The following is a 5,850-nucleotide window of genomic DNA, read 5'->3' on the forward strand; positions in this document are numbered from 1 at the left end:
CTTCACCGGCCAGGTCGCGGCAGCACTCGTTACCGGCAATTCGGTCATCGCCAAGCCAGCCGAACAGACGCCGCTGATCGCTTTCCGCGCCGTCGAGTTGCTGCGCGAAGCCGGCGTGCCGGAAGACATCATCCAGCTGTTGCCCGGCGACGGTCTTTCGGTGGGGGCGCCACTGACCGCTGACGCGCGCATCGCCGGCGTCTGCTTCACCGGCTCGACCGAGGTCGCCAAGCTGATCGAAAAACAGCTGGCGGAGACCGCGACACCCGACGCCATGCTGATTGCCGAGACCGGCGGTCTGAACGCCATGATCGTCGATTCCACCGCACTGCCCGAGCAGGCGGTGCGCGACATACTGGCCTCGGCCTTCCAGAGCGCCGGCCAGCGCTGTTCGGCGCTGCGCGTGCTCTACGTGCAGAAGGACGTCGAGAAGAAGATGCTGGAGATGCTGAAAGGCGCCATGGAGGCGCTCAACGTCGGTGACCCCTGGCGGATTTCGACCGATGTCGGTCCAGTCATCGACGATGAGGCGCAAGGTGCGATCCGCGACTATTGCACGAAGAAGGGCCTCGAGGGCCGGCTGATCGCCAAGCTCGAGGCGCCCAAGGACGGGCGCTTCGTTGCGCCGCATGTCTTCCGGGTCAAGGGCATCGAGGAGATGGACCGCGAAGTGTTCGGCCCGGTGCTGCATGTCGCCAGCTTCGACGCCGATGAGATCGATGCCGTCATCGCTGCCATCAACCGCAAGGGCTATGGCCTGACCTTCGGCCTGCACACCCGCATCGAAGGTCGCGTCCAGCATTTCGTCGACGGCATCCATGCCGGCAACATCTACGTCAACCGCAACCAGATCGGCGCCGTCGTCGGTTCGCAACCCTTTGGTGGCGAGGGGCTGTCCGGCACCGGTCCAAAGGCCGGCGGCCCGCATTACCTGCGCCGCTTCCGCAAGGGGCCGGAAGCCGGTACGGACGTTGGCGATGGCCACAAGGTAACGGCGACCGAGCTGGCCGACAATCTGCCCGATCCGGCGCTCGGCGGCTGGTTGACGCGCCCGGACAGGATTGCCATCCTGAGGAAGCATCTGCGCGGCAAGGGCGCGGCTGCCATCGGCGCCGCCGCTGCAATCGATTTCGGCCAGGTCGATCTGCCTGGGCCAACCGGCGAGGCCAATACGCTGTCGCTGTCGCCGCGCGGCCGCGTGCTGTGTCTGGGCCCGGATGCCGACACGCTGCTTGCCCAGACCATCCAGGCGCTCGCCGCGGGCAATGCGGTGCTGGCCGTGGCGCCTGGGGCGCCGGCCGCATTGTCGGCGCTGACCGGTAAGGGCTTGCCGCTGGCGGCAATAGATGGCCGCACCGATCCGGTCGAGGCGCGTTCGCTGCGCGTCGACGTCGTCGCTTTCTCAGGCACACCGGAGGCGGCGCGCATCGTGCGCAAGGTCATCGCTGACAGAACGGGTCCGATCGTGCCGCTGGTCAGCGAGGTGCTCAACCCGGCCGCCTACGCGCATGAGCGCGCGGTCTGCGTCGACACCACGGCCGCGGGCGGTAATGCCAGCCTGCTTGCTGCGGCCTAGTTCAGCCCATTCTCAGGCGCCTTCGACGACCGAAAAACCCTCGAATTGCGGATGGCCGAGATAGTGGACCTTCGTCGTGCCGACATTCCTGTGCGCGGCGCGAAAATTCTCCGACCTGGTCCAGGCGACGAAATCGTCCTGGCTCGCCCACACCGTGTGCGAGGCAAACAGCGTGTAGCCTTCGGTCTCGTTCACGGGGCCGCGCAGCAGATGGAATTCCCGAAAACCCTTCATCTCGGCAAGGCTGGAATCGCGGTTCTTCCACACCGCTTCGAAATCGGCTTCCGAGCCGTTCTGCACCTTGAAGCGGTTCATGGCGATGTACATGGCGTTCCTTTCTGAATTGATGGACTGCTGTGATTGAAGCATGCGGCGAGGCGTCGGCTCTCAGAACGGACCGATCGCGCCGGTGAATTCCAGACTGTTGCCAGCCTTTGGCGGGATCGGAGGGAAAGGGGCCGCCTTGCGAACGAAGCCAAGCACGATCTGGTCGAAAGTTGCCGAGCCCGAGCTTTCGACGATACGCAGCTCATCGATGTTGCCCTGCCTGCCGATGACGAAGGTCACAACGGTGTTGGTGCGCGCCGTCGCTTGCAACGAAGGCGGCACCGCTCGATACACGCGGCCAAGTTTGCCGATGACGTCGCTTCGGTAGCTGGATTCAGCGGCGGAGCCTGCCTCGTTCTGCCTTTTGCCGTTGCTGGCGGCCTGCGCCAGCCGGTCCTGGCCGTCTGCCGTGCCGCGCTTCTCGTCCGCTGCTGTTGAAGGAGCGGCGGCCGGAGTTGGCCTGGCGCTGGGGATTGGTGGTTGGTCCGGAGCGACGACAGGCATCTCAGCGCTCTCGGCCTGGGCGCTCGGCTGTGCCGGAGTTTCGGTCCTGGCAGCCACACTCCGGTTGTCAGGGCGCGGGGTCGGCGCCACCAGTATGTCCGGCGTGACTTCTGGCTGTTTGACACTGTCCCGCAAAGGTTTGGGCAGCGGCTCGGCCGGTTCCCGGGTGGGTTGGGGAGCTCGTTTCGCAGCTTGCTGCTCAGGCTGCGAGGGCTTCGTCGGCGGCACTGGTCTGGCCGCCGGCTCCGGTTTGGTCGGCTGCGGTTTCGGCTCCAGCGTGACATTGATCGGCGCCGGATCCTTGTCCAAGGCGCTGCCTACCACCTTGTCGCCCGTGCGATCGCCACCTTCGGGTTGCTCCGCATTCGGGAAATCGACTGTGCCGGCGGGCGAGATCAGAAAGAGTGCCGCGACAGCGGCGTGGAGCAGGCCGGAGACGACTATGGCAACGGACCAACGGGCCGCCGGTCGCGCGACCGCAAGCGGCTCGGCCGGCACTATCGCCAGCTCGCTGCCAGCGTCGGGGAAGGGACTGAGTTCCTGCATGTCGCGGGCCGGAAATTGCAGCGGCCGGCGGACAAAAGTCAAATCATGATCGTTTGCCCCTGGCATCAATGATCCCTGGCCAGCCAGCGGCCAGGCCATGGCGTCTTGTGTGAATGCGGGATGCAGGCCCAACGTCCTTCTCAGGCGCCGAAAGCGATGCCGGTCTTGGTGTCCGTCTTCAGCTTGCGCATGCAGGCGGCCGGTTCGATGCCGGCGCCGGCGCATTCGGTCGCGCTGTTGATCAGCACGCGGCTGATCTTGGTGCACTCGGTGCCGGCGAGATCAAAGCGCGTCACCTTGGTCTTGCCTGCCGCCAGGTCCTTGAAATCGAGCACGCTCAGCCGGTCAACGACGCCCGCTTCGTTGAACAGGGCGATCTCGAAGGCCGCCTTGGAGAGGTCGGCGCCGAGATTGTTGTTGACCAGGAAGGTCAGCCGGCAGCCCTTGTCGGAAGGTTGTGCGGCATTGAGCTCCAGGGTCAGCGCGGGGACCGGCGCGGACCCTTCCGCCCGCGCCGGAACCATCGCAAGCGACATCGCCAGCGTTGAGGTCAGCAGACGAAGCGATGTCGTCAAGCCCGTCATGCCATCAGCCTCCAAACCGCATGGTTGCCGCCAGTTTCAACGTTATGCCCGGCTCATAGACCACAACTGTCGTGCTGCCATTCAAGGGGTTGGCGTATTTGACGTCGAACAGATTGTCGGCACGGAAATCGACCTTCAGATTGTCGGTCGCCTGATAGCTGGCGAAAGCATTGACCAGCGTATAGTCCTCGGCCACCGCATTGCCCTTCGGCTTGCCGTTGTATTGCACTTCGCCGCCGACGGTCAGCTTGTCCTCCAGGAAGCGCAACCCGAGCTGAGCGGTGACCTGCGAGGAGGGGATGGTGGCGAGATCGGCTTCCACGCCCTTGTAGGAAATGGTGTGGCCATTGGTGATCGATGCCGAAAGCCCGGCATAGCCCCATCCGGCGTCGTAGACGCCCTCAAGCTCGAAGCCGTCGATCTTGGCCTGGGCGAAATTCTGATACTGGAAGCAGATCGGAATGCCGGGCCCAAACGGGCAGCCGCTGCCTGGAGCGAACGGCGAGAGGGTCACGCCGTCGATATAATCGTCGACATTGTTGTGGAAGTAGGCTGCCTTGACGCGAAGCGCGTCGCCGGATTCGAAGATGTCGTTCCGCTTGTAGTTGACGCCGAATTCCGCCGTCTTGCCGGTCTCGGGCCGCAGATTGGGATTGGGCAGGAACGGGAAAGTGACGCCCGCCGGATGGTTGCCGCTGATCAGCGTTTCCGTCAGCGACGGCGACCGATAGCCTTCGGCATAGGTGCCGTAGAATTGCAGGCCGGCAAGGCCGGCGCTTTCGAACGGCGAGACACCGATGGTGATGCGCGGCGACAGCCGGTCGCCCGAGGTCTCGCGCGTGCTGTCCTTGAGGCTGTAATTGTCGTAGCGCAGCCCGGCGATGACCTCGAGCCAGTCCCAGGTGAGCTTGTCCTGGATATAGGCGCCGGACACGTCGCGCTTGCCCGAAGGTGTGTAGAAACTGTCGCCGCCGGCCGTACCGCCGGTCCTCACATTGTCGCCGGCCCAGTCGCCGCCATAGGTCAATTCGTGGGCGACCCCGCCTGTTTCGAAGCGTGATGTGTTCCAGAGGTCGATACCCGTGGTGCCGACGTCGAAAGTCGATTGCGACCCCGCCGGCAGGACAGTGGGAAGACCCGTTATGGGATCAAACCGTCTTTGCGGAACTAGGCTGGTCAGGTCGAGATTGGTCTTGTTGTAGGAGGTGTTGATATGGAGATCGAGCCAGCTCTTGTCTTCGTCCGTGATGTTGTAACGGGCCGTGAAGGTGTTCGACTTCAGGTCGACATCGTTGACAGTCACGCCGCCGCTGGTTTCGTCCCATCCGTCGCTTGAGCCGACCCAGCCCAGCTTCAACTCGCTGCTCTCGGTCGGCCGTATGCTGGTCTTGAGCAGGCCGCTCAGCACGTCGAAGCCGGTGCCGTTGGCGGTGTCGCCGCCACCATCCTTGTAGTTGTCGTAGTTGCGGTAGACGATGTTGCCGAGCGCGTCCCAGTTCTCGTTGAAACGGCGGGCGCCAGTGGCGCTGGTGGTCCAGCCCTTGCCGTTGCTCTCATAGCGTCCGGTTACCGAAGCGCTCCATGTTTCCTCCGGCTTGAGGAAGTCCGCGGCGTCCTTGGTGTCGAAGAACACGACCCCGCCGATGGCGCCCGAACCATAGGTGTTGGCGACCGGACCGCGGATCACATCGACGGATTTGACAAGCTCGGGGTCGATGTAAAAGGTCGACTGTGTGCCATGGTCTGAGCGCTGGAAATCCTGGCGCGCGCCGTCCACAATGACCGCGACCCGGCCGAAATCTTGCAGGCCGCGAATGTTGATGCTGGTGCTGACGCGCCTGGCGTCGGCCTGTGTCGCGACACCGGGCACACCCAACAACATCTCGTTCGGCGTCGTCGCCATGCGGCGGGCGAGTTGCTCCTGGTCGACATGGCTGGCCGAGGCCAGTGATTCGATAGCCGTTTCGCCGGTACGGCTGATCACCAAAATCTTGTCGAGCAGCGTCGCGCTCGCGGGGGCGGCTTTTTCCTGGTCAGCCTGCTTCGACTGATCCGTCTGCTCGCCCGCAGGCTGCGTTGCCTGTTGGGCATGCGCCGCTGGCGCGGATAGGGCGACCGCCGCCACGCTCGCCAACAAAGCCGCCACGCCGTTTGCCGCCGACCGGCCGCGCAATTCCCAGTTCAAAAACCCCATGCCCCAACTCCAGATTCCAGGTTTCATGCTGGCTGGCCCGGGGCTTGCTGGCATTTTTCATCGTGTCCGGTGTCTTAAATGTTGACTCGTTTACTCCGGTATTGCACTGACTAATAAAC

General features: G+C 64.1%; 5 protein-coding genes. 1 reads left to right on the top strand and 4 read right to left on the bottom strand.

Annotated features, from left to right (window positions below; translation table 11 throughout):
• A partial coding sequence (locus C1D09_RS11455) for an aldehyde dehydrogenase family protein (RefSeq protein WP_143974366.1) occupies positions 1 to 1,576 on the top strand: 1,576 nt, incomplete at its 5' end.
• Positions 1,577 to 1,588: 12 nt separating this feature from the next.
• On the opposite strand, the gene hmuQ is transcribed toward C1D09_RS11455, so the two are convergent.
• The 4 genes from hmuQ to C1D09_RS11475 form a co-directional block, all read right to left on the bottom strand.
• Entirely contained in the window at positions 1,589 to 1,903 is a 315-nt protein-coding gene (gene hmuQ, locus C1D09_RS11460) for a heme-degrading protein HmuQ (RefSeq protein ID WP_095772901.1), read from the bottom strand.
• A 60-nt stretch (positions 1,904 to 1,963) separates the two neighbouring features.
• A complete protein-coding gene (locus C1D09_RS11465) occupies positions 1,964 to 3,019 on the bottom strand; it encodes an energy transducer TonB family protein (RefSeq protein WP_342780221.1) in 1,056 nt (351 codons plus the stop codon).
• A 74-nt stretch (positions 3,020 to 3,093) separates the two neighbouring features.
• Entirely contained in the window at positions 3,094 to 3,537 is a 444-nt protein-coding gene (locus C1D09_RS11470) for a hypothetical protein (protein WP_143974367.1), read from the bottom strand.
• 4 nt (positions 3,538 to 3,541) lie between these two features.
• On the bottom strand, positions 3,542 to 5,731 hold the full coding sequence (locus C1D09_RS11475; protein WP_143974369.1) for a TonB-dependent hemoglobin/transferrin/lactoferrin family receptor: 2,190 nt from the start codon (positions 5,729 to 5,731) through the stop codon (positions 3,542 to 3,544).
• Positions 5,732 to 5,850 lie beyond the last annotated feature (119 nt).

This window comes from Mesorhizobium intechi (genome assembly GCF_002879535.1).
In the GTDB taxonomy this organism is placed as follows: domain Bacteria; phylum Pseudomonadota; class Alphaproteobacteria; order Rhizobiales; family Rhizobiaceae; genus Mesorhizobium; species Mesorhizobium intechi.